Origin of the sequence: Streptomyces sp. NPDC087859, assembly GCF_044742595.1 — a bacterium.
Taxonomy (GTDB): domain Bacteria; phylum Actinomycetota; class Actinomycetes; order Streptomycetales; family Streptomycetaceae; genus Streptomyces; species Streptomyces canus_F.
In genome coordinates this window covers 1-24,780 of record NZ_JBIUUU010000011.1, presented here as the reverse complement: position 1 = coordinate 24,780, position 24,780 = coordinate 1, and the positions used below count along the sequence as shown (strand labels likewise).

Here is a 24,780-nt window from a genome sequence, read left to right as displayed (position 1 = left end):
GTGCCGCGTGGGGCGTGGTCAGTTCTGGGCGGCCGTGGTCCGCAGGGCGATGCGGTCCTCTCCCGCGTACACGTTCATGGACGAGCCGCGCAGGAAGCCGACGAGGGTGAGACCGGTCTCGACGGCGAGGTCGACGGCGAGGGACGAGGGCGCGGAGACGGCGGCCAGGACGGGGATGCCGGCCATGACCGCCTTCTGGGCGAGCTCGAAGGACGCCCGGCCGGAGACGAGCAGGACGACGCGGGACAGGGGCAGGTCGTCGTTCTGGAGAGCACGGCCGACCAGCTTGTCGACGGCGTTGTGCCGGCCGACGTCCTCGCGTATGTCGAGGAGCTCGCCGTCCTCGGTGAAGAGGGCGGCGGCGTGCAGACCCCCGGTCCGGTCGAAGACCCGCTGAGCCGCGCGCAACCGGTCGGGGAGGCCCGCGAGCAGTTCGGGTTCGAGACGGACCGGGGGAGTGTCGGAGATGGGCCATCGGGTTGTCGTACGGACCGCGTCGAGACTCGCCTTGCCGCACAGGCCGCAGGACGAGGTGGTGTACACGTTGCGCTCGAGCGTGATGTCGGGGATCACCACCTCGGGGGCGGTCCGCACGTCCACCACGTTGTAGGTGTTGGAACCGTCGACGGTCGCTCCCGCGCAGTAGACGATGTTCCGCAGATCGGATCCGGTCGCCAGTACACCCTCGCTGACCAGGAAACCGGCCGCCAGGGCGAAGTCGTCGCCCGGTGTGCGCATGGTGATCGCGAGCGGCTTGCCGTTCAGCCGGATCTCCAGCGGTTCCTCGGCGACCAGCGTGTCCGGGCGGGAGGAGACGGCCCCGTCCCGGATGCGGATCACCTTGCGTCGTTCCGTGACTCGTCCCATGTCCTGATCAGCCCCGGTTCTGTACGTGCTGGTAGCCGAAACGGCCCTTGATGCAGAGGTTGCCCCCGGTCACCGGGTCGTCGTGCGGCGCGGTGACCTTCACGATGCCATTGTCCTGCACGCGCCGGCGCAGGCCGCAGCCCACCCCGAGGGATGCGCGATACCGAATGCCGTCGACCCCATATTGTCTACAGTATGGTCGAGGTGCCGACAAGGGCACGCTCAGTGGTGGGTACGACACGGAAACCGGATGGTCCGACCGTTCGGCGCGTGCTGCATACCGTTCATCGCATACCTTCGACGCGCCGCCTTCTCAACTCCCCTGGTTCTCCCTACCGTCCGGGATCATGAGTCCCCCCGTCGCCCCCACCGGCTGGAGCCGTTGGCTCGTTCCCCCAGCCGCGCTCTCGGTCCATCTCTCCATCGGTCAGGCGTACGCCTGGTCCGTGTTCAAGCCGCCCCTGGAGTCCGCGCTCGGCCTCAGCGGTACGCAGAGCGCGCTGCCCTTCCAACTGGGCATCGTCATGCTCGGCCTGTCGGCCGCGTTCGGCGGCACGCTCGTGGAACGCAACGGACCGCGCTGGGCGATGACCGTCGCCCTGATCTGCTTCTCGTCCGGGTTCCTGCTCTCCGCACTGGGTGCGTACACCGAGCAGTTCTGGCTGATCGTCTTCGGCTACGGCTTCGTGGGCGGCATCGGCCTCGGCATCGGCTACATCTCGCCCGTGTCGACACTGATCAAGTGGTTCCCGGACCGGCCGGGCATGGCCACCGGCATCGCCATCATGGGCTTCGGAGGCGGCGCGCTGATCGCCTCGCCCTGGTCGGCGCAGATGCTGGAGTCGTTCGGCTCCGACAGCTCCGGGATCGCGGCGGCGTTCCTCGTGCACGGGCTGTCGTACGCGGTCTTCATGACACTGGGCGTGCTGCTCGTCCGGGTGCCGCGCACGGAGAAGCCCATCGGCGACAGCGGGCCGAGCATTCTCGCGGGGCCGCAGGTCTCCGCCCGCAATGCCGTGCGGACCCCGCAGTTCTGGTGTCTGTGGGTCGTGCTCTGCATGAACGTGACCGCGGGCATCGGCATCCTGGAGAAGGCCGCGCCGATGATCACGGACTTCTTCAGGAACACCTCGACGCCGGTGTCGGTGTCGGCCGCGGCCGGTTTCGTCGCGCTGCTCTCGGCGGCCAACATGGCGGGCCGCATCGGCTGGTCGTCCACCTCGGACCTGATCGGCCGCAAGAACATCTACCGCCTCTACCTGGGCGCGGGCGCGCTGATGTATCTGCTCATCGCGCTGGTCGGCGACTCGTCCAAGCCGGTGTTCATCCTGTGCGCCCTGGTGATCCTCTCGTTCTACGGGGGCGGCTTCGCCACGATCCCCGCCTATCTGAAGGACCTCTTCGGGACCTACCAGGTCGGCGCGATCCACGGCCGGCTGCTCACCGCCTGGTCCACGGCCGGTGTCCTAGGACCGCTGATCGTGAACTGGATCGCCGACCGGCAGGAGGAGGCCGGCAAGGACGGCTCCTCCCTCTACACCATGTCCCTCTTCATCATGATCGGGCTGCTCGCGATCGGGTTCGTCGCCAACGAACTGGTCCGGCCCGTCGATGTCCGTCACCACATCCCCGCACCGAGGGAGGCCGCCGATGTCGCAGACCGACAGCAGTCAGAGCCCGCCTGACCGGCGTCCGCTGATCGCCTTCGCCTGGCTGTGGGTGGGGGCGCCGCTCGCCTACGGCCTGTACGAACTCGTCCAGAAGGCCACGCAGCTCTTCACCAAGTGAGCGTCCCGGAAGTGTTCGGGCGTCCGAGGGCCTGACAGAAGCCGACAACCTTGGCGACGGTTTCCTGTCGCCTCGGGTGCCGTCGTACCCGCGAGTCACTGATCAGACTGGTGGATCCCGCTACCCAAGGCAACGAGGGGGACCACCCAATGAACGGCTCGCGCATCGCCGCCGTCGGCCACTACCAGCCCGCCAAGGTACTCACCAACGAGGACCTGGCGGGCCTGGTCGACACCAGTGACGAGTGGATCAGGAGCCGGGTGGGCATCCGCACGCGCCACATCGCGGGGCCCGACGAGCCCGTCGACGAGCTCGCCTCGCACGCCGCCGCCAAGGCGCTCGCCGCCGCCGGTCTCGCGCCCGACGACATCGACCTGGTCCTGGTCGCCACGTCCACCGCCGTGAACCGCTCCCCGAACATGGCCGCCCGGGTCGCCGCCCGGCTCGGCATCCCCTCGCCCGCCGCGATGGACGTCAACGTGGTGTGCGCGGGCTTCACGCACGCGCTGGCCACCGCCGACCACACCCTCCGGGCGGGTGCCGCGACCCGGGCGCTGGTCATCGGCGCCGACAAGATGTCCGACGTCGCCGACTGGACCGACCGCACGACCTGTGTGCTCGTGGGCGACGGGGCGGGGGCCGCCGTGGTGGAGGCCTGCGGTCCGGGCGACGAGGCCGGTATCGGGCCCGTGCTGTGGGGTTCGGTGCCCGAGATGGGGAACGCGGTGCGCATCGAGGGGCAGCCCGCGCGGTTCGCGCAGGAGGGGCAGAGCGTGTACCGCTGGGCGACCACCCAGCTGCCGCCCCTGGCCCGCAAGGCCTGCGAGCGGGCGGGGCTCGCGCCCGAGGAGCTCGCCGGGGTCGTCCTGCACCAGGCCAATCTGCGGATCATCGAGCCGCTCGCCGAGCGGATCGGCGTTGTCAACGCGGTCGTCGCACGGGATGTCGCCGAATCGGGTAACACCTCCGCGGCCAGCATCCCGCTCGCCTTCTCCAAGCTCGTCGAGCAGGGCGCCCTCTCCACCGGGGACCCGGTGCTGCTCTTCGGGTTCGGCGGGAACCTGTCGTACGCGGGACAGGTCGTCCGCTGCCCGTGACCTGCCGGTACGACATGGTGTGACGCGGTCGACTCCGTGACGGACTGGCTACGGTGCGCCGTAGGCTGTAGACGAAAGACAATTCATGCCGACTTTCGGACTGCAGTCGTCTCGCGCTGCCAGGAGGGGGACCGACCGATGTTGTCGACGCCAGGACTGCCGCAGGGTGCGGTGCCCAAGCTGGAACGCCCCGGCCCGCTGCGCGACCGTGTCTACGAGGCGCTGCTCGAACTCATCACCACCCGTGCTCTGCAGCCGGGCCAGCATCTGGTCGAGAGCGAGCTCGCCGGACACCTCGGCGTCTCCCGGCAGCCGGTGCGCGAGGCGTTGCAGCGGTTGAACACGGAGGGGTGGGTGGATCTGCGGCCCGCGCAGGGTGCGTTCGTGCACGAGCCCACCGAGGAGGAGGCCGACCAGCTCCTCACCGTCCGCACGCTGCTGGAGGCCGAAGCCGCCCGGCTCGCCGCGGCGGGCGCGTCCAAGGCCGGCATCGAGGCACTGCGCGACATCCAGGAGCAGGGCATGCGGGCCGTCGCCGCGGACGACGTGGAGGCCGCGGTCCTGCTCAACGCCCGTTTCCACGCGAAGGTCATGGAACTGGCCGGCAACGCCGTTCTCGCCGAGCTGGCCGCTCAGGTCGACCGGCGCGTCCGCTGGTACTACGCGCCCATCGCCCGGCAGCGCGGACAGCAGTCCTGGGACGAACACCGGGAGCTGATCGGCGCGATCATGGACCGTGACGAGACCCGCGCCACGCAGCTCATGCGCGAACACACGGAACACACGCGGCGCTCGTACCACGCCCGGGCCAAGTCCTGAGGTGCCGACTCTCCTTTGTCCTGAGAGTGGAGAAAGTCGGCACTAATTCATGCACAGCTTCTTCCCAGGTCGGGCAGCCGCTGCTACGTTCCCCTCGAAAGCACGACGGCAGGCGGCCGAGTGAGGCGGGGAGGGGCTCGTGAGACGGATGACGGCGCGACCCGCGAATTCTCATCAGGCCCGGCTGCTCAAGCTGTTGCGTGACGGGGGTCCCAACTCCCGTGCGCAGCTCGGCGATCAGGTCGACCTGTCGCGGTCCAAACTAGCCGTGGAGGTGGACCGGCTGCTGGAGACGGGCCTGGTCGTGGCCGACGGACTCGCTGCCTCGCGCGGCGGCCGCCGCTCCCACAACATCCGGCTCGCCCCCAATCTGCGCTTCCTCGGTGTGGACATCGGCGCGACCTCGGTCGACGTCGCCGTCACCAACGCCGAACTGGAGATCCTGGGACACCTCAACCAACCCATGGACGTCCGCGAGGGCCCGGTCGCGGTCTTCGAGCAAGTCCTGTCCATGGCGGCGAAGTTGAAGGCGACGGGGCTCGCGGAGGGTTTCGACGGCGCCGGCATCGGTGTGCCGGGGCCGGTCCGTTTCCCCGAGGGTGTTCCGGTGGCTCCGCCGATCATGCCGGGCTGGGACGGGTTCCCGGTCCGGGAGGCGCTGAGCCAGGAGCTGGGCTGCCCGGTCATGGTCGACAACGATGTGAACCTGATGGCGATGGGGGAGCAGCACGCGGGCGTCGCACGTTCCGTGGGCGACTTCCTCTGCGTCAAGATCGGCACCGGTATCGGCTGCGGCATCGTCGTCGGCGGTGAGGTCCACCGCGGTGCGACGGGCAGCGCGGGCGACATCGGACACATCCAGGCGGTGCCCGACGGCCGCCCCTGCGCCTGCGGCAACCAGGGCTGCCTGGAAGCCCACTTCAGCGGGGCGGCCCTCGCCCGGGACGCCATCGACGCGGCCCAGCAGGGACACTCCGCCGAACTCGCCGCCCGGCTGGAGAGCAACGGCACCCTGACCGCCATCGACGTCGCGGCCGCGGCCGCCGCCGGCGACGCCACCTCCCTCGACCTCATCCGTGAGGGCGGCAACCGCACCGGCCAGGTCATCGCCGGCCTGGTCAGCTTCTTCAACCCCGGCCTGGTGGTGATCGGCGGCGGGGTGACCGGCCTCGGCCACACCCTGCTCGCCGCGATCCGCACCCAGGTCTACCGCCAGTCGTTGCCCCTCGCGACCGGCAACCTGCCCATCGTTCTGGGGGAGTTGGGCCCCACCGCCGGAGTCATCGGCGCGGCCCGGCTGATCAGCGACCACCTGTTCTCACCCGCGTAGCACCGAACAGGCCTGCGTGAGCCGGAAGCGGCCCGCGCAAGTCCCCGCAAGCCACTGGTCCGGCACAGCCCACCGGCACGACCCGCTGCCTCGCCCTGCCCTGAAACGGCCCGCACGCCAGCCGAGGGGAACCACACATGGCACCAGAACCACCGCTCCTCAGCATGTCCGGCATCACCAAGTCGTTCCCCGGAGTCCGGGCCCTCGACGGCGTCGACCTCGACGTCCAGGCCGGTGAAGTGCACTGTCTGCTCGGCCAGAACGGGGCCGGCAAGTCCACCCTCATCAAGGTCCTGGCTGGCGCCCACCAGCCCGACGACGGCACCATCACCTGGCGCGGCGAGCCGGTCACCCTGCGCTCGCCGATCGCCGCCATGCGCCTCGGCATCGCCACCATCTACCAGGAACTCGACCTGGTGGAGCACCTGTCGGTCGCCGAGAACGTCCACCTCGGCCACGAACCGACGGCGGCCGGATTCGTCGTACGGGGCAAGGCGGCCCGCGCGTCGACCGGTCTGCTGCTCAAGCGGCTCGGGCACCCCGAGATCGACCCGGCCCGCCTGGTCGGCGACCTGTCCGCGGCCCAGCAGCAGATCGTCTCCATGGCACGGGCCCTCTCCCACGACGTACGGCTCATCGTGATGGACGAACCGTCCGCCGCCCTCGACCCGGACGAGGTCGACAACCTCTTCCGGATCGTCGGCGACCTCACCGCGGACGGTGTCGCCGTCGTCTACATCTCCCACCGGCTGGAGGAGATCCGGCGGATCGGCGACCGCGTCACCGTGCTGAAGGACGGACGGGCCGTCGCGGGCGGGCTGCCCGCCAAGTCGACCCCGACCCGCGAGGTCGTGGCGCTGATGACGGGACGGAACGTGGAGTACGTCTTCCCCGACCGGCCCGTGTCGCCTCCCACGGGCACCCCGGTCCTGGAGGTCCGAGGCCTGGGCCGGGAGGGCGAGTTCGAGCCCTTCGACCTCACCCTGCACCCCGGTGAGATCGTCGGACTGGCCGGCCTCGTCGGATCCGGCCGATCCGAAATACTGGAGACTGTATACGGTGCACGGAAGCCGACCTCCGGGCAGGTCCTGGTCGACGGCCGACCGCTCAAGCCCGGCAGCGTCCGCGCCGCCGTCCGCGCCGGACTCGGCCTCGCCCCCGAGGAGCGCAAGGCGCAGGCCCTGCTGATGCTGGAGTCCGTCACCCGCAACGTCTCGGTCTCCACCATGTCCCGCTTCTCGCGCGGCGGCTGGATCGACCGCGGCGCCGAACTCGGCGCGGCGAGGGCGGCCACCCGCGAGCTCTCCCTGCGGCCCGACAACCCGTCCGTCCCGGTCCGCACCCTGTCCGGCGGCAACCAGCAGAAGGCCGTCCTCGCCCGCTGGCTGCTGCGCGGCTGCCGGGTGCTGCTCCTCGACGAGCCGACCCGCGGCGTCGATGTCGGTGCCCGCAGTGAACTGTATGCAGTCGTCCGTCGACTGGCCGACGAAGGCCTGGCCGTTCTGCTCGTCTCCAGCGAGGTGCCCGAAGTGCTCGGCCTCGCCGACCGCGTCCTCGTCCTGCGCGAGGGCCGTGTCGTGCACACGGCCCCCGCCCGCGAGCTCGACGAATCCCGCGTACTGGACCTCGTCATGGAAGGAAGCCCGGCGTCATGACGCAGCACGTCTCCCCGCCCCGGGACGGCACCGGAAAGACCGCCCCCGTGTCTCAACCACCCGTCTGGCGAGGGCTGTTGGCCCGAGTCGACCTCCGCACCCTCTCCCTGCTCGGAGTCCTCGCCGCGCTGATCGTGGTCGGCGGGATCACCAAGCCGGACGAGTTCCTCGACACCCGCAACCTCCAACTCGTCCTCACCCAGGGCTCGGTGATCGGCGTCGTCACGGTCGGCATGACCTTCGTGATCATGTCGGGCGGCATCGACCTGTCCGTCGGCGCGATCGTCGCCCTGGCCTCCGTGTGGGCCACCACGGTCGCCACCCAGGAGTACGGCTTCGGCGGCATCCTCCTCACCGCGGTCCTGGTGGGCCTCGGCTGCGGACTGGTCAACGGACTGCTCATCGCGTACGGCGGGATGGTCCCCTTCATCGCGACGCTCGCCATGCTCGCCTCGGCCCGCGGCCTCGCCCTGCAGATCACCGACGGCAAGACACAGATCGTCACCGTCGACAGCGTCCTGGACCTCGGGCTGCGCGACGCCTACGTCCTCGGCATCCCGCCGCTCGTCATGGTCTTCGCCGTCGTCACGATCATCGGCTGGCTGGTCCTCAACCGCACCACCTTCGGCCGCCGCACCGTCGCGGTCGGCGGGAACGCGGAGGCCGCCCGCCTCGCCGGCATCGACGTCCGCCGCCAACGCCTCTACCTCTACCTGCTGTCCGGGCTGTGCTGCGGCATCGCCGCCTTCCTGCTGATCATCCTCTCGGGCTCGGGCCAGAACACCAACGGCAACCTCTACGAGCTCGACGCGATCGCCGCCGCGATCATCGGCGGCACGCTGCTCAGCGGCGGCCGCGGCACCATCACCGGCTCCGTGCTCGGGGTCCTGATCTTCACCACGATCACCAACATCTTCGCCCTGAACAACCTGCAGAGCGACGTCCAGCAGATCGCCAAGGGCGCGATCATCGTCGCCGCCGTGCTGGTCCAGCGCCGTACCGCAAGCACGACCTGAGGAAAGGGTTCACCGCCATGCCAGAGCTCACCAGCCGCAGAGGGCTGCTCTTCGGGACCGCCGCCATAGGAGCGGGTGCCCTCCTCGTGGGTTGCACGAGTAACGACTCGGACGACGAACCGGCCGCCAACGACCAGCCGGCCGCCGACGACAAGCCCGGCAAGCAGGTCACCATCGGCTTCGCCGGACCCCAGGCCGACCACGGCTGGCTCAACGCCATCAACGACAACGCCAAGAGCCGCGCCAAGAAGTACTCGGACGTCACCCTGGAGATCACCGAGGGCTCCAACGACACGGCCGCGCAGATCGGCCAGATCGAGACGCTGATCAACAAGAAGGTCGACGTCCTGGTGGTGCTGCCCGCCGACGGCAAGGCGCTCACCCAGGTCGGACTGCAGGCGATGCGCGCGGGCATCCCGGTCGTCAACCTCGACCGGATCTTCAACACCCCGCAGGCGTACCGCTGCTGGATCGGCGGCGACAACTACGGCATGGGCCTCAACGCCGGGCACTACATCGGCGAGAAGCTCAAAGGGAAGTCGGACGCCCGCGTCATCGAACTGGCCGGCCTGGACAACCTGGAGCTGACCCAGCAGCGCACCAAGGGCTTCGACGACGCCCTGAAGAACTACCCCAACATCAAGAAGGTGGCCCGGCAGGCCGCCGAGTTCACCGTGGAGTCCGGGCAGGCCAAGATGGCCCAACTCCTGCAGGCCCAGTCGAAGTTCGACGCCCTGTGGAACCACGACGACGACCAGGGGGTCGGCGCGCTGCGGGCCATCGAGCAGGCCGGGCGGGACGACTTCCTGATGGTCGGCGGCGCGGGCGCGCTCTCCGCGTTCCAGGCCATCAAGAAGGACGACGGTGTCCTCAAGGCGACCGTCCTCTACCCGCCGACCATGGCCGCGTCCGCGATCGACCTCGCCCGCGCGCTCGGCCAGAGCAAGGGCATCGGCGGCCTTGCCGAGTTCGAGATCCCGGCCTCGCTCACGCTCTACTCGGCCGTCGTCGACAAGACCAACATCGACCAGTACATGTCCACCGGCTTCAAGTGAGGCGTTCCGCCCGACAGGCCGCAGCGGCCCGTCGGGCGGGAGGCACCCCCCACCGCGCCACGACGACGAGGAGGACATTCCGCATGGCACAGCCGCAGCAGTCAGAAGGGGCCGAGAAGCCGCCCCTGAGGGTGGGCATGGTCGGCTACGCCTTCATGGGCGCCGCCCACTCCCAGGGCTGGCGCACCGTGGGCCGCGTCTTCGACCTGCCCAGGCAGCCGGTGCTGTCCGCGATCTGCGGCCGTGACCCGGCAGCCGTGCGGGCCGCCGCCGAGCGGCACGGCTGGGCGGCGGCCGAGACCGACTGGCGTGCCCTGATCGCCCGGGACGACGTCGACCTCGTCGACATCTGCACCCCCGGCGACAGCCACGCCGAGATCGCCGTCGCCGCGCTCGCCGCGGGCAAGCACGTGCTGTGCGAGAAGCCCCTCGCCAACACGGTCGAGGAAGCCGCACGGATGGCGGAGGCGGCCGAAGAGGCTTACGGGCGCGGCCAGTTGTCGATGGTCGGCTTCAACTACCGCCGGGTGCCCGCCACCGCGCTCGCCCGGAACATGGTCGCCGAGGGCCGCCTCGGGCGGCTGCGGCATGTGCGGGTGACGTACCTTCAGGACTGGCTGGTCGACCCGGAGTTCCCCCTCACCTGGCGGCTGCGCAAGGAACACGCCGGCTCGGGCTCGCTCGGCGATCTCGGGGCGCACATCATCGACCTCGCCCAGTACCTGGCGGGGGAGCGGCTCGCGGGGGTGTCCGCCCTCACGGAGACCTTCGTCCGGGAACGGCCCCTGCCCGTCGGCGCCACCAGCGGGCTGTCCGCGGTGACGTCCGCCGGCACCGGCCAGGTCACCGTCGACGACGCCGCCCTGTTCACCGGCCGCTTCACCTCCGGCGCCCTCGCCTCCTTCGAGGCGACCCGGTACGCCACCGGCCGCAAGAACGCCCTGCGCATCGAACTCAACGGGGAGCGCGGCTCGTTGGCCTTCGACCTGGAGCGCCTCAACGAACTCTCGTACCACGACGGCACCGAGCCCGCCGCGCACGCCGGCTTCCGCCGCATCCTGGTCACCGAACCCGACCACCCCTACCTGGAGGCCTGGTGGCCGCCGGGCCACGGCCTCGGCTACGAGCACAGCTTCGTCCACCAGGCCCGCGACCTCGTCCACGCCGTCGCCGAGGGCCGCCGCCCCGAACCCTCCTTCACCGACGGACTCCAGGTCCAGCGCGTTCTCGCGGCGGTCGAGGAGAGCGCCGAGAAGAACTCCGTCTACACACCCATAGCCGTCTGAGGAGGCGCAAGCGACATGCCGCGCACATTCACGCTCTTCACCGGCCAGTGGGCCGACCTTCCCCTCGAAGAGGTCTGCCGTCTGGCCCGCGACTTCGGCTACGACGGACTGGAACTCGCCTGCTGGGGCGACCACTTCGAGGTCGACAAGGCCCTGGCCGACCCGACGTACCTCACCTCGCGCCACCAACTCCTGGAGAAGTACGGCCTGAAGTGCTGGGCCGTCTCCAACCACCTGGTCGGCCAGGCCGTCTGCGACGCCATCATCGACGAACGCCACCAGGCCATCCTGCCGAGCGAGGTATGGGGCGACGGCGACCCGGAAGGGGTTCGGCGGCGCGCGGCGGACCGCATGAAGGACACCGCGCGGGCCGCGGCCGCCTTCGGCGTCGACACCGTCATCGGCTTCACCGGCTCCGCCATCTGGCACCTGGTCGCCATGTTCCCGCCCGCCCCCGAGTCGATGATCGAGCGCGGCTACGAGGACTTCGCGACCCGCTGGAACCCCATCCTCGACGTCTTCGACGAGCAGGGTGTGCGGTTCGCCCACGAGGTCCACCCCAGCGAGATCGCCTACGACTACTGGACGACCGTCCGCACCCTGGACGCGGTCGACCATCGGCCGGCGTTCGGCCTCAACTTCGACCCCAGCCACTTCGTCTGGCAGGACCTCGACCCCGTCGGCTTCCTCTGGGACTTCCGCGACCGCATCTACCACGTGGACTGCAAGGAGGCCCGCAAGCGCCTCGACGGACGCAACGGCCGCCTCGGCTCCCACCTGCCCTGGGGCGACCCGCGCCGCGGCTGGGACTTCGTCTCCGCCGGCCACGGCGACGTCCCCTGGGAGGACGTGTTCCGGATGCTGCGCTCCATCGACTACCAGGGCCCCGTCTCGGTCGAGTGGGAGGACGCCGGCATGGACCGGCTCCAGGGTGCCCCCGAGGCACTGAAGAGCCTCAAGGCATACGACTTCGAGCCGCCGTCGGCCTCCTTCGACGCGGCGTTCGGCAACTGACCGCCTGTCGACACGCCGGGATGACGCGCATCCCGGCGTACGCACCCGCCCGTACGGCCGGCCCCTGCCCTGCGCACCGAGGGCACCACCACGCCCTGCCCGGTCCTCAACGGGAGCACCGGGTCCGCGGCCCGGCTCGACGCGGCCGACCTCACCTTCACGACCGGCTGACAGGAGGAACCTGCGATGCGCTCAACGAGCCGACTGACCACGGCAGTTGTGGGAGCCGCCGTGCTTCTGGGCTGTGTCTCCGGACCCGCCGCCTCACAGGGCGGGCATGACGGGGAACGTGTACTGGTCTTCTCCAAGACGGCCGGCTTCCGGCACGACTCCATCCCCGACGGCGTCACCGCCCTGAAGGAGCTCGGCGCCACGAGCGGCTTCACCGTCGACGCCACGGAGGACGCCGGCGCCTTCACCTCCGGCAACCTCCGGCGCTACGACGCGGTCGTCTTCCTGTCGACGACCGGCGACGTCCTGGACGCCGCCCAGCAGAAGGCCTTCGAGGGCTACATCCGCAAGGGCGGCGGCTACGTCGGCATCCACGCCGCCGCCGACACCGAGTACGACTGGGCGTTCTACGGCGGCCTCGCCGGCGCCTACTTCCAGTCGCACCCGGCGATCCAGCCCGCGACGGTCGTCGTCGAGGACCGTGCCCACCCGGCCACCTCGGCACTGGGGCCGACCTGGAACCGGACCGACGAGTGGTACAACTACCGCTCCAACCCCCGGGAACGGGCCCATGTCCTCGCCTCGCTCGACGAGTCGTCGTACACCGGCGGCACGATGAACGGGGACCACCCGATCGCCTGGTGCCAGAACTACCAGGGCGGCCGTGCCTTCTACACCGGCGGCGGCCACACGAAGGAGTCGTACACGGACCCCGCCTTCCGACAGCACCTGGTCGGCGGCATCCTGTATGCGATCGGCGAGGCGCAGGCCGACTGCCGACCGGAGAACGGATACCGTCCGCTGTTCGACGGCACCGCGGAGTCGCTGGGCGGCTGGCGGCAGGCCGGCCCGGGCTCCTTCACCCTGGACGAGGACGCCACCCTCACAACGACCGGCGGCATGGGGATGCTCTGGTACGCCGCGACGGACTTCGGTGCGTACTCGCTGAAGCTCGACTGGAGGACGGCCGGCGACGACAACTCCGGTGTGTTCGTGGGATTCCCGCCCTCGGACGACCCGTGGTCGGCCGTGAACAACGGTTACGAGATCCAGATCGACGCCACGGACGTGCCCGAGCGGACGACCGGGTCCGTCTACGGCTTCCGCTCCGCCGACCTGAAGAAGCGCGACCGCGCGCTGAACCCGCCGGGGGAGTGGAACACGTACGAGATCCGCGTGGAGGGCGAACGACTCCGCGTCTGGCTCAACGGCGTGAAGATCAACGATTTCACCAACACCGATCCGGCCCGGAGCCTCTCCGACGGTCACTTCGGTATCCAGAACCACGGATCCGACGACCAGGTGTCCTTCCGGAACGTCCGCATCAAGGAACTGCCCGTCAAGGGCGGCTGAGCGGCGGCGGGCGGGGGACGCCGGACCTCCGCCCGCCGTCTCGTCCCCTCCCTCGACAGGGGCTTCCCCACCAGGGGTTCACACACGACGCGTTCGACAAGGAGGCTGCCCATGCCCGCGTCCGTTTCCTCGCCACGCGTCGGTGTCTGGCTGATCGGGGCGCGCGGCTCCGTCGCCACGACCGTCGTCACCGGCTGCGCCGCCGTCGCCGCGGGCCTGCAACCGCCGACCGGCCTGGTCACCGAGACCCCGGCCTTCGCCGACAGCGGCCTGCCCGCCCTGTCCTCCCTCGTCTTCGGCGGCCACGACACGGATGACTGTCCCCTGCCCAAACGCGCGGAAGCACTGGCCGCCGGTGGCGTACTGCCCCCGGGCCTGCCCTCCGCCGTGGCGGCCGAACTCGCCGCCGCCGAACGGGAGATCAGGCCCGGCGGACCGGTCCCCGGGGAGCCCCGGAGCGAGGACGAACTGATCGCCGCCTTCGCCGCGGACATCCAGGACTTCGTACGACGCCGCGGGCTGACCCGGGCGGTCGTGGTGAACGTGGCGTCCACCGAGCCGGTGCCCACCGGCCCAGCGCTGCCGCCGAGTTCGCTGTACGCGGCGGCAGCCCTGCGCGCGGGCTGCCCCTACGTCGACTTCACACCCTCCACGGGCCTGCGCCACCCGGCACTGGCCGCGTCGGCGACGGCGAGCGGACTGCCGTACGCGGGCCGGGACGGCAAGACCGGGCAGACACTGCTGCGGGCGGTGCTGGCACCGATGTTCGTGCAGCGGGCGCTGACGGTGCGGGCCTGGTCGGGGACGAATCTCCTGGGCGGCGGGGACGGGGCGGCGCTGGCGGACCCGGCCGCCGCGGCGGCGAAGAACGCGGGCAAGGAGCGCGTCCTCACCGACACCCTGGGCATGTCCCCCGAGGGCGAGGTCCACATCGACGACGTCCCCGCGCTCGGCGACTGGAAGACGGCCTGGGACCACGTCGCCTTCGACGGCTTCCTCGGCACCCGCATGATCCTCCAGACCATCTGGCAGGGCTGCGACTCCTCCCTCGCGGCACCGCTGGTGCTGGACCTGGCCCGGCTCACCGCGCGCGCTCACGAGGTGGGACTGTCGGGGCCGCTCACGGAACTGGGCTTCTATTTCAAGGACCCGGTGGGGGGCGGGCCGGCGGCGCTGGGGGAGCAGTACGAGGCTCTCGTCGGGTTCGCGCGGCGGCTGGCGACGAGGCGTACCGACGCGGCGCCCGGTGACACGACCGGAGGCGGGGCCGGGACCGACGGGCGGAGCGCGGCGAGACCCGGCGACGGGCCGGGGGAGGGCGCCGTCCGCGCGGAGCGTCGCGGGGAGGAGCGGTGAGGCGGGGGAGGGGAGCGGTCGCGCCCGGGCCGGCCGACTCTCTTCGCGAGGACGGTGAGCGTCCGACGAGTCCGGCAGCCGCGGCCCCCGCCCGATCCCGCAACGGCACACCCCTGCGCTTCGGCTACGGAACCAACGGTCTCACCGACCTCCGGCTCGACGACGCCCTCGGACTGCTCGCCGACCTCGGCTACGACGGCGTAGGCCTGACCCTCGACCACATGCATCTCGACCCGCTCGCCCCGGACCTGGCCGCCCGCACCGGTCGCGTCGCCCGGCGGCTGGACGCGCTCGGCCTGGGCGTCACCGTGGAGACCGGCGCCCGCTATGTTCTCGACCCGCGCCGCAAACACGGCCCCTCCCTCCTCGACCCGGACCCCGACGACCGGGCCCGCCGCGTCGACCTCCTGATCCGTGCCGTCCGGGTCGCCGCCGACCTCGGCGCACACGCCCTGCACTGCTTCAGCGGGATCACCCCGACGGGCACCGACCAGGACACGGCCTGGAAACGCCTCGCCGAAACCCTCACCCCGGTCCTCGACGCCGCCGCCACCGCGGGCGTGCCCCTCGCCGTCGAACCCGAGCCCGGCCACCTCCTCGCCACCCTCGCCGACTTCCACCGCCTGCGCCGGGAACTCGGCGACCCCGAACCCCTCGGCCTCACCCTCGACATCGGCCACTGCCAGTGCCTCGAACCGCTCCCGCCCGCGGCCTGCGTACGCGCCGCCGCCCCCTGGCTGCGGCACATCCAGATCGAGGACATGCGCCGCGGCGTCCACGAACACCTCCCACTCGGCGACGGGGAGATCGACTTCCCTGCCGTCCTCGCCGCCCTGGCCGACACCGGCTACCGGGGACTCACCGTCGTCGAACTGCCCCGCCACTCCCACGCGGGCCCCCACTTCGCCGAACAGTCCCTCCCGTTCCTGCGCCGAGCGGCGGCCACCCACGCACCTCCCGGCGATCCCTCCGCCACCCCTGAAGGGAGCACCGCATGACCCGCACCCACTCCACCCCGGACACCCCCACGGTGGACCCCGACGCCCTCGCCCACACCCCGCCGACCACCCTGCACGCCCACCTCGACACCCGCCTCGCCGGAGCCGCCCGCGCCTGGCTCGACCAGGCCCTCGACGAGGCCGCCGCCCACCCCGGCGTCCACGGCCCCATCTCCGTGTGGGAACTGCGCCTGGCCGAGGCAGGCCGCCGCTGCGGGCCCGAGCACGCCGACGCCGCCCGCGTCCTCATCCTGCACGCGGCCCACGCCGACATCGACGCCCTCACCCGCGTCTACCGGCAGGGCACCGCCGCCGAACGCCGCGCCGTCCTGCACGCCCTGCCCCACCTCGTGCCCGGCCCGGACGCGCTCCCCCTCGTCGAGGACGCCCTGCGCACCAACGACACCCGGCTCCTCACCGCCGCCGTCGGCCCCTACGCGGCCCGCCACCTGGACCCCCACCAGTGGCGGCACGCCGTCCTGAAGTGCCTGTTCACCGGCGTGCCCGTCGACGCGGTGGCAGACCTGGACCGCCGGGCCGCCGCCGACGCGGAACTCGCCCGCATGCTCGGCGACTACGCCGCCGAACGCACCGCGGCGGGGCGTGAAGTGCCCGAAGACCTCCATCGCGCGCTGGCCCTGACCCAGGCGACGCCGACCGAGTCCAAGGAGCAGTCCTGATGCGCCTGTTCGACCCCCACATCCACATGACGTCCCGCACCACCGACGACTACGAGGCCATGCACGCGGCCGGTGTCCGCGCCGTCGTCGAACCCTCCTTCTGGCTCGGCCAGCCCCGCACCTCGCCCTCCTCCTTCCTCGACTACTTCGACTCCCTCCTCGGCTGGGAGCCCTTCCGCGCCGCCCAGTACGGCATCGCCCACCACTGCACCCTCGCCCTCAACCCCAAGGAGGCCAACGACCCGCGCTGCATGCCCGTCCTCGACGAACTGCCCCGGTATCTCGTCAAGGACCAGGTCGTCGCCGTCGGCGAGATCGGCTACGACTCCATGACCCCCGCCGAGGACACCGCGCTCGCCGCCCAGCTCCAGCTCGCCGCCGACCACGGACTGCCCGCCCTCGTGCACACCCCGCACCGCGACAAGCTGGCCGGCCTGCGCCGCACCCTCGACGTCGTCAGGGAGTCCGCACTGTCCCCGGACCACGTTCTGGTCGACCACCTCAACGAGACCACCGTCAAGGAGGCCAAGGCCGGCGGCTGCTGGCTGGGCTTCTCCGTCTATCCCGACACCAAGATGGACGAGGAGCGGATGGTCGCGATCCTGAAGGAGTACGGCCCGGAGAAGGTGCTCGTGAACTCCGCCGCGGACTGGGGCAAAAGCGATCCCCTCAAGACCCGCAGGGTCGCCGACACCATGCTGGCGAACGGCTTCACCGAGGACGACGTCGACCGGGTGCTGTGGCGCAACCCCGTCGCCTTCTACGGGCTCAGCGGCCGCCTCGCCCTCGACACCACGGCCACCGCGGCCACCCACGAGGGCAACTCCATCCTGCGCGGGGGCGAGTAGGGCATGCGCTTCCGCCACCCCGACGGCTCCACCGTCCACCTCGCCTACTGCACCAACGTCCACCCCGCGGAGACCCTCGACGGCGTCGTCGCCCAGCTCCGCGACCACTGCGAGCCCGTCCGCCGCCGCCTCGGCCGCGACCGCCTCGGCATCGGCCTGTGGCTGGCCGCCGACGCCGCCCGCGCCCTGGACTCCGACCCGTCCGCCCTGCGCGCCCTGCGCGCCGAACTCGACCGGCGCGGCCTGGAAGTGGTCACCCTCAACGGCTTCCCCTACGAAGGGTTCGGCGCCGAGGAGGTCAAGTACCGCGTCTACCGGCCGGACTGGGCCGACCCCGAACGCCTGGAGCACACCACCGCCCTGGCCCGGGTCCTGGCCGGACTCCTCCCCGACGACGTCACCGAGGGCAGCATCTCGACCCTGCCGCTGGCGTGGCGCACCGCCGCCCACGGCACCGGGCGCCACGAGAAGGCCCTGCGCACACTCGCCGAACGCCTCGACGCCCTGGAGGAGCTGACCGGACGGTCCATCCGCATCGGCCTCGAACCGGAACCCGGCTGCGTCGTCGAGACCACCCACGACGCCCTCGCCCCCCTGTCCGCGATCGCCCACCACCGGATCGGCGTCTGCGTCGACACGTGCCACCTCGCCACCTCCTTCGAGGATCCGCACACCGCCCTCGACGCCCTCACCGCGGCCGACGTGCCCGTCGTCAAGTCCCAGCTCTCGGCGGCCCTGCACGCCGAGCACCCCCATCTGCCGGAGGTCCGCACGGCCCTCGCCGCCTTCGACGAACCCCGCTTCCTGCACCAGACCCGCACGGCGACCGCCGCCGGCCTGCGCGGCACCGACGACCTCGGCGAGGCACTCGGCGGCGACACCCTGCCCGACGCGAGCCCCTGGCGCGCCCACTTCCACGTCCCCCTGCACGCGGCCCCCGCCGCGCCCCTCACCTCCACGCTCCCCGTCCTCAAGGCCGCGCTGACCCGCCTGGTCGGTGGCCCGCACCCGCTCACCCGCCACCTGGAGGTCGAGACCTACACCTGGCAGGCCCTCCCGCCCGAGCTGCGGCCCCGCGGCCGGACCCAGCTCGCCGACGGCATCGCCGCCGAACTCACCCTCGCCCGCGACCTGTTGACGGACCTCGGCCTGAAGGAACTCCCATGAGCACCGCCCGGAACACTTCAGGCCCCACCCCGCTCCTCGTCCTCGACGTCGTCGGCCTCACCCCCCGTCTCCTCGACCACATGCCCCACCTCAAGACCCTCGCCCGAGCGGGCTCCCACGCCCCCCTCGAAACCGTCCTGCCGGCCGTCACCTGCGCTGCCCAGTCCACCTTCCTGACCGGCACCCACCCCGCCGAGCACGGCGTCGTCGGCAACGGCTGGTACTTCCGCGACCTCGGCGACGTACTCCTGTGGCGCCAGCACAACGGCCTGGTCGCCGGGGACAAGCTGTGGGACGCCGCCCGCCGCGCCCATCCCGGATACACCGTCGCCAACATCTGCTGGTGGTACGCCATGGGCGCCGACACCGACATCACCGTCACCCCCCGTCCCGTCTACTACTCCGACGGCCGCAAGGAACCCGACTGCTACACCCGCCCTCCGGCCCTGCACGACGAACTCACCGCGAAATTCGGCACCTTCCCCCTCTTCCACTTCTGGGGCCCCGGCGCCGACCTCGTCTCCAGCCGCTGGATCATCGACGCGACCCGCCACATCAACAGCACCCGGCACCCCGATCTGACGCTGTGCTACCTCCCGCACCTCGACTACGACCTCCAGCGCTTCGGCCCCGACGACCCGCGCTCCCTGAAGGCGGCCGCCGACCTGGACCGGGCCCTGGCCCCGCTCCTGGACGACGCCCGCGCGCAGGGCCGTACCGTCGTCGCGCTGTCCGAGTACGGCATCACCAGCGTCAGCCGGCCCGTCGACATCAACCGCGCCCTGCGCCGCGCAGGACTGCTCGAGGTGCACACCCAGGACGGCATGGAGTACCTGGACCCGATGGCCTCACGTGCCTTCGCGGTCGCCGACCACCAGATCGCCCACGTCTATGTGCGCCGACCCGAAGACCTGGAGGCGACCCGGGACGCTCTCGCCGGACTGCCCGGCATCGAGCGGCTCCTGGACGACGAGGGCAAGAAGGCCCACCACCTCGACCACCCGCGCTCCGGAGAGCTCGTCGCCGTAGCGGAGCCGGACGCCTGGTTCACGTACTACTACTGGCTCGACGACGCCCGCGCGCCCGACTTCGCGCAACTCGTCGAGATCCACCGCAAACCCGGCTACGACCCGGTCGAACTCTTCATGGATCCCCGCGACCCCTACGTCAAGGTCAGGGCGGCCACCGCACTGGCCCGCAAGAAACTCGGCCTGCGCTACCGCATGGCGGTCGTGCCTCTGGACCCCTCACCTGTCCGCGGCAGCCACGGCCGCCTCCCGGCGAGCGACGACGACGGTCCGCTTCTCATCTGCTCCACCCCCCGCGCTGTCGGCGACCGCGTCGCGGCCACCGATGTGAAAGCACTCCTGCTCCGACTGGCCGGTCTCGGCTGACCGGCCCACCCCACCGGCCCCGCACGACCGGTCTCCTGCGACTGATCACCAGTGAAGCACCCACCACTGACAACGCCTCCGACCTCGAGGAGTTCAGGCATGAGCCGCATCTCCCAGCCCGACCCCGAACTCACCCACCGCCTCACCAGACGAGGCATGCTCGGTGTGGCCGCGGGCGCCACCGCCGCCGCGCTCGTGGGAGCCGCCGCGACCCCCGCCGGCGCCGCCACCGAGGCCGCGTCCGGCGGCGCGGGCCGGGGCCGTCCCGTCCTGCCGCCCGGCCGGCTCGGCATCCAGCTCTACAGCCTGCGCGACAAGGTCTCCACCCTCGGCTTCGCGCCCGTCTTCGCCGAACTCGCGAAGTACGGCTACGACGAGGTCGAGTTCGCCGGATACACCCAGGGCTCGGCCGGCCCGATCACCCTCGCCCAGCTCAAGCGGCTGGCCAGGAACCACGGCCTGAACCCGATCGGCAGCCACGTCGGCTACTACTCCGACGACCCGAACGCCTACACCTTCGCCCAGAACCTCACCAAGGTCCTCGACGACGCCCAGGCCCTCGGCCTCAAGCACATCGGCACCGCCTCGGGACCGTTCCGCTACGGCTCCACCGTCGACGCCTGGAAGCGCGCGGCGCACGAGTTCAACACCTACGGCGCGGCCGCCAGGGCACGCGGCATGAAGTTCTACCAGCACAACCACTCCGAGGAGTTCTCCTTCGCCACCGACAACCCCAAGGTCCGTCTCTACGACGTCCTGCTCGCCGAGACCGACCCCGACCTGGTGTTCCTGGAGATGGACATCTTCTGGGCGTACTCGGGCCAGTTCCGCTTCTCCAAGCGCCCCGACGGCACGGCGGCACCGTTCGAGCCGCTGGACTACGTCCTCAAGCAGCCCCACCGCTATCCGCTGTTCCACGTCAAGGACGGGGTGAGCGACCCCGCGAACACCTACGGCTACCGCATGACCGACGTCGGCGACGGCGACATCGACTACCAGCGGTTCATCTCGGCCGTGACCAGGCTGCGCGGTGAGCGGTTCGCCCATCACTGGCAGGCCGAGCACGACCAGCCGGCCGAGTCCTTCACGTTCGCGCGGCGCTCCAGCGAACACCTCCACTCGCTGCGCGAGAAGTGCTGACCGACCCGCACACATGAGGAGGCCCTCCCGGGATCCCGGGAGGGCCTCCTCACGCGCGCGTGCCGTCAGCCGGCGGGTTGCGGCACCGCTGTCCGCCCGGGCTGCCGCAGCAGCAGGGCGATCACCGCGGCCACCATGGACACGGCGCCGGCCAGGGCGTACGCCCCGTCGTAGCCCCAGGTGGCGACCACCATGGAGCCGAGTCCGCCGCCGAACAGACCGCTGATCAGCTTGCCGCTGTACACCAGCCCGTAGTTGGAGGCGTTGTAGTTCTCCCCGAAGTAGTCCGGGGTGAGCGCCGCGAACAGCGGGTAGAACGCGCCGCCGCCGAAGCCGGAGAGGAAGGCGAAGAACAGGAACAACGCCTCGCTCTTCACATCGCCCGCCCAGATCACGCCGAACTGGGCCAGGCCCAGCACGACGATGACGAACACCAGGGTGGACTTGCGGCCCCACTTGTCGGACAGCCAGCCCACGACACCCCGGCCGATGCCGTTGATGACCGCCATGACACCCATCGACGAGGCCGCCACCAGAGGGCCGAAGCCCACCTCCTTGGCGTAGTCGACCTGGAAGGAGATCCCGAAGATCGACACCCCCGCGGTCAGCACGATGGAGAGCCACATCAGGGGGAGCATGCCGGTCCTGATCGCCTCCTTGGGTGTGTACTGCTTCACCGCCGGAGGGTTCTTGGCGAGGCTCGTCGCGTTCTTCCGGTCGCCGGAGTACGCCAACGGATCGATGTCCGCGGGCCACCAGTTCTTCGGCGGATCCTTGAAGAAGAACGCGGACCCGAGAACCACGATCATGATGTAGCAGCCGATCAGGTCCAGGACCCGGTGGTAGTTCGCGGTGTCGAAGCCGTAGTTGAAGATGAAGATGAACGGCAGTGACCCGTACGCGAATCCCCCGTTGACGAATCCCGTTCTGGCGCCACGGCGTTCGGGGAACCACTTGCCGACCATGTTGATGCAGGTCGCGTACACGAGCCCGGCGCCGATCCCCCCGACGACGCCGAAGCCCAGGATCGCCAGCCAGACGTTGCTCAGGTGCGACAGGGCGAGGAACCCGACGAGGCACAGACCTGAGCCGGTGTACATGGCCTTGCGGGCCGTCAGGACGCCCTTCTCCCGCAGCCAGCCCGCCGGGAAGGCGATGCCGGCCTGGAAGAAGACCCAGACGCTGAGGATCCAGAAGGTGTTGCTCTGCGTCCAGCCGTGGGCGTGGGACAGGGTGTCCTCCGCCGAGCCGTACGCGTATTCGAAGACACTGATGGCCATCATGGCGAGCCACGGCAGATACACCATGAGCTTGCGCGAGTGACCGAGGATGTCCCGGTCGGTCTCGCCCACGCGGTAGACGCGGCCGCGCGCGTCGGTCACTTCTCGGTAGGGACGGTGTGCGGCGTCGGGGTGGTTCGACGAGCTGTTCGTTGCGATGGGATCTGCCGTCATTGCAGGCCAATTCCTCCGTGTCAGGCCATTCGTGTCGGACGTGCGGGTCAGGCCATTTCCTCGCCGAGCGGCTGGGGGTTGGGAGCGATACCGCGACTGGTCCGCGGGGTACCGGGTGCCTTCAGGAACACGGCCAGCACCGCGGAGGCCAGACCGATCGAGCCGGCCAGGACGAACGCGCCCTCGTAGTCCCAGGCGCCGACCACGACCGCGCCCATTCCGGAGCCCACGAGGCCCGAGATCAGCTTCGAGCTGTAGACCATGCCGTAGTTGGAGGCGTTGTTGTTCTCACCGAAGTAGTCCGCCGTCATGGCCGCGAACAGCGGGAAGATCGCGCCGCCGCCGAAGCCGGAGACCATGGAGCAGAAGAGGAAGAACGGCATGCTGCCCATCTGGCCGGAGATCAGCACACCGAACTGGGCGGAGCCCAGCACCAGACACACGATGATCAGGGTGTTGCGGCGCCCGTAGCGGTCGGAGATCCAGCCGATGACACCGCGGCCGGTGCCGTTGACGATGGCCTTCAGGGACATCGCCGTGGCCACGATCCCGCCCGCGAAGCCCATGTCCTTGCCGAACGGCACCTGGAAGGCGATACCGAAGATGTTGATGCCGGCCGTGCACAGCAGGCAGAACCACATCATCCACAGAACGGGCTGACGAGCGGCCTCCTTCGGGGTGTACTGCTTGGGCGACGGCGGGTTCTTCTCCAGTGCCCGGCGGATTTTCGGGTCCTCGGTGACCTTGAGCGGGTCGACCTGCGCGGGCCACCAGTTCTTCGGCGGGTCCTTGAAGAACCAGCCGGCGGAGGCCACGACCAGGCACAGTCCTACGCCCACGCAGGCGAGCACGATCTGGTAGTTGCTCAGGTCCATGTACGAGGTGAACAGGAACACGAAGGGCACCGAACCGTAGGCGAAACCGCCGTTGACGAAGCCGGTCTTGCCGCCCTTGCGCTCCGGGTACCACTTGCCGACCATGTTCACGCAGGTCGCGTAGACGAGACCGGCGCCGATACCGCTGCACATGCCGAAGCCGAAGTAGGCCACGAGCACGTTCGGCGCGAACGCCAGCGAGACATAGCCGAGCATCGTGCCCACCGCGCCGATCATCATCGCCGTACGGGCGGGCAGTTTGCCGCTCTCCCTCAGCTGTCCGGCGGGGAAGGCCACGGCCGCCTGGAAGAACACCCAGACGCCCATCAGCCAGAAGATGTGTCCGCTGCTCCACAGATGAGCCTCGTGGAGCGTTTCCTCCGCGGACGTGAACGCGTACTCGGCGGAGCTGATGCCCATCATGCCGATCCACGGCAGGATGACCATCCATTTGCGTCGGCGGCCCATGATGTCGACATCGGACTCACCGATGCGGTACACGCGGCCGTTGTGGTCCGTCACCTCCCGGTACGGGACGGACGTCGAGTAGTCGATGGTTGTCATCTCGGTCAAGCACTCCTTGCGTCGAAAGATCTGGCCAGCGCCCCCTGTCCAAATTCCTTTCGTGCGCGCACGGATCATGGGGCCGGCCGACGCGCACCGTCGGCGGCTCCCGTGCTCAGTCAGGTCACCTGATCACCCCGCTCGACCTGAGAAGCCGCAACTCTTCGTCTCCCAGGCCGAGTTCGCCGATGAGGATTTCCTCGGTGTGCTGGCCCAGGAGGGGGGAGGGGGTGATGTGGGTGGGGGAGTCGGAGAGTTTGAGGGGGTTGCCGACGGTGGTGAAGGTGCCGCGTTCGGGATGCTCGACCTCGACGACGATCTCGTTCGCGGCCAGCGAGGGGTCCTCGATGATCTCCTTGGTGGACAGGATCGGCCCGCACGGAATGTCGTGTGTGTTGAGGCGTTCCAGGACCTGCCATTTGGGCTGGGTGGCGGTCCATTCCTCGATCAGCTGGAACATTTTGGCGAGTTTGGGAAGGCGGGCCTCGGGGGTGGCCCATTCCGGGTCGGTGGCCAGTTCCGGGCGGCCGATCAGGTGGGCCAGGGGTGGCCAGCCGACGGGCTGGACGATGACGTAGACGTAGTCGTTGGGTCCGCCGGGCGCGCATCGCACGGCCCAGCCGGGCTGCCCGCCCCCGGAGGCGTTGCCGGAGCGGGGGACCTCGTCGGCGAAGTCGTCGCCGGGGTATTCGGGCAGCGGGCCGTGGGTGAGGCGTTGCTGGTCGCGGAGTTTGACCCGGCACAGGTTCAGCACGGCGTGCTGCATGGCCACGTTCACCCGCTGTCCGCGCCCGGTGTGCTCGCGCTGGAACAGGGCCGCCAGGATCCCGGCGACCGCGTGGATGCCGGTGCC

General features: G+C 70.5%; 22 protein-coding genes and 1 pseudogene. 18 read left to right on the top strand and 5 right to left on the bottom strand.

Features of this window, described 5'->3' with window-relative positions; translation table 11 throughout:
* Positions 1–18: 18 nt before the first annotated feature.
* Both fdhD and ACIOHP_RS26630 read right to left on the bottom strand, forming a co-directional pair.
* A complete protein-coding gene (gene fdhD, locus ACIOHP_RS26635) occupies positions 19–867 on the bottom strand; it encodes a formate dehydrogenase accessory sulfurtransferase FdhD (RefSeq protein ID WP_401891520.1) in 849 nt (282 codons plus the stop codon).
* Positions 868–874: 7 nt separating this feature from the next.
* Positions 875–1,024, bottom strand: a pseudogene (locus ACIOHP_RS26630) (Fe-S-binding domain-containing protein); the annotation flags it as partial.
* A 190-nt stretch (positions 1,025–1,214) separates the two neighbouring features.
* Here ACIOHP_RS26630 and ACIOHP_RS26625 point away from each other — a divergent pair.
* From ACIOHP_RS26625 to ACIOHP_RS26540, 18 genes are all read left to right on the top strand, one after another.
* Positions 1,215–2,552, top strand: a complete 1,338-nt coding sequence (locus ACIOHP_RS26625) for an OFA family MFS transporter (RefSeq protein WP_401891519.1) — start codon at positions 1,215–1,217, stop codon at positions 2,550–2,552.
* On the top strand, positions 2,518–2,655 hold the full coding sequence (locus tag ACIOHP_RS26620) for a hypothetical protein (RefSeq protein WP_361541015.1): 138 nt from the start codon (positions 2,518–2,520) through the stop codon (positions 2,653–2,655). Before ACIOHP_RS26625 ends, ACIOHP_RS26620 begins: the two co-directional genes overlap by 35 nt.
* Before the next feature lie 149 nt (positions 2,656–2,804).
* Positions 2,805–3,752 (top strand): beta-ketoacyl-ACP synthase III, encoded by a 948-nt coding sequence (locus ACIOHP_RS26615; RefSeq protein ID WP_401891517.1) that lies wholly within the window; start codon positions 2,805–2,807, stop codon positions 3,750–3,752.
* Positions 3,753–3,890: 138 nt separating this feature from the next.
* Positions 3,891–4,571, top strand: a complete 681-nt coding sequence (locus ACIOHP_RS26610) for a GntR family transcriptional regulator (RefSeq protein WP_401891515.1) — start codon at positions 3,891–3,893, stop codon at positions 4,569–4,571.
* 148 nt (positions 4,572–4,719) lie between these two features.
* Positions 4,720–5,901, top strand: coding sequence for an ROK family protein (locus ACIOHP_RS26605; RefSeq protein WP_401891874.1), 1,182 nt, complete (start codon positions 4,720–4,722; stop codon positions 5,899–5,901).
* A gap of 137 nt (positions 5,902–6,038) precedes the next feature.
* Complete coding sequence (locus ACIOHP_RS26600; protein WP_266820691.1) at positions 6,039–7,556, top strand: sugar ABC transporter ATP-binding protein; 1,518 nt, start codon at positions 6,039–6,041, stop codon at positions 7,554–7,556.
* Positions 7,553–8,572, top strand: a complete 1,020-nt coding sequence (locus tag ACIOHP_RS26595) for an ABC transporter permease (RefSeq protein WP_401891513.1) — start codon at positions 7,553–7,555, stop codon at positions 8,570–8,572. Before ACIOHP_RS26600 ends, ACIOHP_RS26595 begins: the two co-directional genes overlap by 4 nt.
* 17 nt (positions 8,573–8,589) lie before the next feature.
* Positions 8,590–9,627 (top strand): substrate-binding domain-containing protein, encoded by a 1,038-nt coding sequence (locus ACIOHP_RS26590; protein WP_266885940.1) that lies wholly within the window; start codon positions 8,590–8,592, stop codon positions 9,625–9,627.
* A gap of 83 nt (positions 9,628–9,710) precedes the next feature.
* Positions 9,711–10,913 carry a Gfo/Idh/MocA family protein gene (locus tag ACIOHP_RS26585; RefSeq protein ID WP_401891511.1) on the top strand — a complete coding sequence of 401 codons (1,203 nt, stop codon included), beginning with the start codon at positions 9,711–9,713 and terminating at the stop codon, positions 10,911–10,913.
* Between the two features lie 15 nt (positions 10,914–10,928).
* Positions 10,929–11,927, top strand: a complete 999-nt coding sequence (locus tag ACIOHP_RS26580) for a sugar phosphate isomerase/epimerase family protein (protein ID WP_401891510.1) — start codon at positions 10,929–10,931, stop codon at positions 11,925–11,927.
* A gap of 186 nt (positions 11,928–12,113) precedes the next feature.
* Positions 12,114–13,451 carry a ThuA domain-containing protein gene (locus ACIOHP_RS26575; RefSeq protein ID WP_401891508.1) on the top strand — a complete coding sequence of 446 codons (1,338 nt, stop codon included), beginning with the start codon at positions 12,114–12,116 and terminating at the stop codon, positions 13,449–13,451.
* A gap of 111 nt (positions 13,452–13,562) precedes the next feature.
* Positions 13,563–14,807: an inositol-3-phosphate synthase gene (locus tag ACIOHP_RS26570; protein WP_401891507.1), complete on the top strand. Its 1,245-nt coding sequence runs from the start codon at positions 13,563–13,565 to the stop codon at positions 14,805–14,807.
* A gap of 113 nt (positions 14,808–14,920) precedes the next feature.
* Entirely contained in the window at positions 14,921–15,805 is an 885-nt protein-coding gene (locus ACIOHP_RS26565) for a sugar phosphate isomerase/epimerase family protein (RefSeq protein ID WP_401891872.1), read from the top strand.
* Complete coding sequence (locus tag ACIOHP_RS26560; protein ID WP_361540991.1) at positions 15,802–16,485, top strand: EboA domain-containing protein; 684 nt, start codon at positions 15,802–15,804, stop codon at positions 16,483–16,485. The genes ACIOHP_RS26565 and ACIOHP_RS26560 overlap by 4 nt, the downstream gene beginning before the upstream one ends.
* A complete protein-coding gene (locus tag ACIOHP_RS26555) occupies positions 16,485–17,333 on the top strand; it encodes a TatD family hydrolase (RefSeq protein ID WP_401891505.1) in 849 nt (282 codons plus the stop codon). The genes ACIOHP_RS26560 and ACIOHP_RS26555 overlap by 1 nt, the downstream gene beginning before the upstream one ends.
* A gap of 3 nt (positions 17,334–17,336) precedes the next feature.
* Positions 17,337–18,500 (top strand): metabolite traffic protein EboE, encoded by a 1,164-nt coding sequence (gene eboE, locus ACIOHP_RS26550; protein WP_401891504.1) that lies wholly within the window; start codon positions 17,337–17,339, stop codon positions 18,498–18,500.
* Positions 18,497–19,894 (top strand): nucleotide pyrophosphatase/phosphodiesterase family protein, encoded by a 1,398-nt coding sequence (locus ACIOHP_RS26545; RefSeq protein WP_401891502.1) that lies wholly within the window; start codon positions 18,497–18,499, stop codon positions 19,892–19,894. Before eboE ends, ACIOHP_RS26545 begins: the two co-directional genes overlap by 4 nt.
* 99 nt (positions 19,895–19,993) lie before the next feature.
* Positions 19,994–21,034: a sugar phosphate isomerase/epimerase family protein gene (locus ACIOHP_RS26540; RefSeq protein WP_401891501.1), complete on the top strand. Its 1,041-nt coding sequence runs from the start codon at positions 19,994–19,996 to the stop codon at positions 21,032–21,034.
* Positions 21,035–21,099: 65 nt separating this feature from the next.
* Here ACIOHP_RS26540 and ACIOHP_RS26535 read toward each other — a convergent pair whose 3' ends face one another.
* The 3 genes from ACIOHP_RS26535 to ACIOHP_RS26525 all read right to left on the bottom strand — a co-directional run.
* Positions 21,100–22,488: an OFA family MFS transporter gene (locus tag ACIOHP_RS26535; protein WP_401891499.1), complete on the bottom strand. Its 1,389-nt coding sequence runs from the start codon at positions 22,486–22,488 to the stop codon at positions 21,100–21,102.
* Between the two features lie 47 nt (positions 22,489–22,535).
* Positions 22,536–23,927, bottom strand: a complete 1,392-nt coding sequence (locus ACIOHP_RS26530; protein WP_361541888.1) for an OFA family MFS transporter — start codon at positions 23,925–23,927, stop codon at positions 22,536–22,538.
* Positions 23,928–24,051: 124 nt separating this feature from the next.
* A partial coding sequence (locus tag ACIOHP_RS26525; protein ID WP_401891497.1) for a CoA transferase occupies positions 24,052–24,780 on the bottom strand: 729 nt, incomplete at its 5' end.

Coding starts and splice junctions, on each gene's coding strand:
- fdhD (WP_401891520.1), bottom strand. CDS start 867: ATGGGACGAGTCACGGAACGACGCAAGGTGATCCGCATCCGGGACGGG.
- ACIOHP_RS26625 (WP_401891519.1), top strand. CDS start 1,215: ATGAGTCCCCCCGTCGCCCCCACCGGCTGGAGCCGTTGGCTCGTTCCC.
- ACIOHP_RS26620 (WP_361541015.1), top strand. CDS start 2,518: ATGTCGCAGACCGACAGCAGTCAGAGCCCGCCTGACCGGCGTCCGCTG.
- ACIOHP_RS26615 (WP_401891517.1), top strand. CDS start 2,805: ATGAACGGCTCGCGCATCGCCGCCGTCGGCCACTACCAGCCCGCCAAG.
- ACIOHP_RS26610 (WP_401891515.1), top strand. CDS start 3,891: ATGTTGTCGACGCCAGGACTGCCGCAGGGTGCGGTGCCCAAGCTGGAA.
- ACIOHP_RS26605 (WP_401891874.1), top strand. CDS start 4,720: ATGACGGCGCGACCCGCGAATTCTCATCAGGCCCGGCTGCTCAAGCTG.
- ACIOHP_RS26600 (WP_266820691.1), top strand. CDS start 6,039: ATGGCACCAGAACCACCGCTCCTCAGCATGTCCGGCATCACCAAGTCG.
- ACIOHP_RS26595 (WP_401891513.1), top strand. CDS start 7,553: ATGACGCAGCACGTCTCCCCGCCCCGGGACGGCACCGGAAAGACCGCC.
- ACIOHP_RS26590 (WP_266885940.1), top strand. CDS start 8,590: ATGCCAGAGCTCACCAGCCGCAGAGGGCTGCTCTTCGGGACCGCCGCC.
- ACIOHP_RS26585 (WP_401891511.1), top strand. CDS start 9,711: ATGGCACAGCCGCAGCAGTCAGAAGGGGCCGAGAAGCCGCCCCTGAGG.
- ACIOHP_RS26580 (WP_401891510.1), top strand. CDS start 10,929: ATGCCGCGCACATTCACGCTCTTCACCGGCCAGTGGGCCGACCTTCCC.
- ACIOHP_RS26575 (WP_401891508.1), top strand. CDS start 12,114: ATGCGCTCAACGAGCCGACTGACCACGGCAGTTGTGGGAGCCGCCGTG.
- ACIOHP_RS26570 (WP_401891507.1), top strand. CDS start 13,563: ATGCCCGCGTCCGTTTCCTCGCCACGCGTCGGTGTCTGGCTGATCGGG.
- ACIOHP_RS26560 (WP_361540991.1), top strand. CDS start 15,802: ATGACCCGCACCCACTCCACCCCGGACACCCCCACGGTGGACCCCGAC.
- ACIOHP_RS26555 (WP_401891505.1), top strand. CDS start 16,485: ATGCGCCTGTTCGACCCCCACATCCACATGACGTCCCGCACCACCGAC.
- eboE (WP_401891504.1), top strand. CDS start 17,337: ATGCGCTTCCGCCACCCCGACGGCTCCACCGTCCACCTCGCCTACTGC.
- ACIOHP_RS26545 (WP_401891502.1), top strand. CDS start 18,497: ATGAGCACCGCCCGGAACACTTCAGGCCCCACCCCGCTCCTCGTCCTC.
- ACIOHP_RS26540 (WP_401891501.1), top strand. CDS start 19,994: ATGAGCCGCATCTCCCAGCCCGACCCCGAACTCACCCACCGCCTCACC.
- ACIOHP_RS26535 (WP_401891499.1), bottom strand. CDS start 22,488: ATGACGGCAGATCCCATCGCAACGAACAGCTCGTCGAACCACCCCGAC.
- ACIOHP_RS26530 (WP_361541888.1), bottom strand. CDS start 23,927: ATGACAACCATCGACTACTCGACGTCCGTCCCGTACCGGGAGGTGACG.